Origin of the sequence: Bradyrhizobium sp. AS23.2 (assembly GCF_001908185.1) — a bacterium.
GTDB lineage: Bacteria > Pseudomonadota > Alphaproteobacteria > Rhizobiales > Xanthobacteraceae > Bradyrhizobium.
Genome location: NZ_LGHM01000357.1, coordinates 1 through 545 on the forward strand (window position 1 = coordinate 1; position 545 = coordinate 545).

Genomic DNA, 545 nt, shown 5'->3' on the forward strand with positions numbered 1-545 from the left:
CCCGTGCTGCGCTTCATGAAGACCTACGGCATCACGCACGAGCAGCTGGCCTCGGTCGCCGTGGTGCAGCGCGAATGGGCGGCGAAGAATCCGCGCGCGATGATGAAGGACCCGATCACGGTCGCCGACGTGCTGAACTCGCGGATGATCGCCTATCCGTTCCGCCTGCTGCAGTGCTGCCTCGTCACCGACGGCGGCGGCGCGCTGATCCTGACCTCGGCCGACCGCGCCAAGGACTTTCCCCGCAAGCCCGTCTACATCATGGGCACCGGCGAAAGCGTGGAGACCCCGATGGTCAGCCAGATGGAGACGTTCAACTCCTCGCGCGCCTTCAAGACCGCGGGGCCGCTCGCCTTCAGGGAGGCCGGCATCGCGCACAAGGACGTCGACCATCTCATGATCTACGACGCGTTTGCGCATCTGCCGCTGTTCGGCCTCGGCGACCTCGGCTTCATGCCGCATGAGGAGACCGGCAGGTTCATCGCCGACGGCAACACGCGGCCCGGGGCTAAGCTGCCGCTCAACACCAACGGCGGCGGATTGAG

At 66.6% G+C, this 545-nt stretch carries 1 protein-coding gene; it reads left to right on the plus strand.

What is annotated here, in order from left to right:
* Positions 1-545: thiolase family protein (locus tag AC630_RS42125; protein ID WP_143198774.1), on the plus strand; the 545-nt coding region annotated here is incomplete at both ends.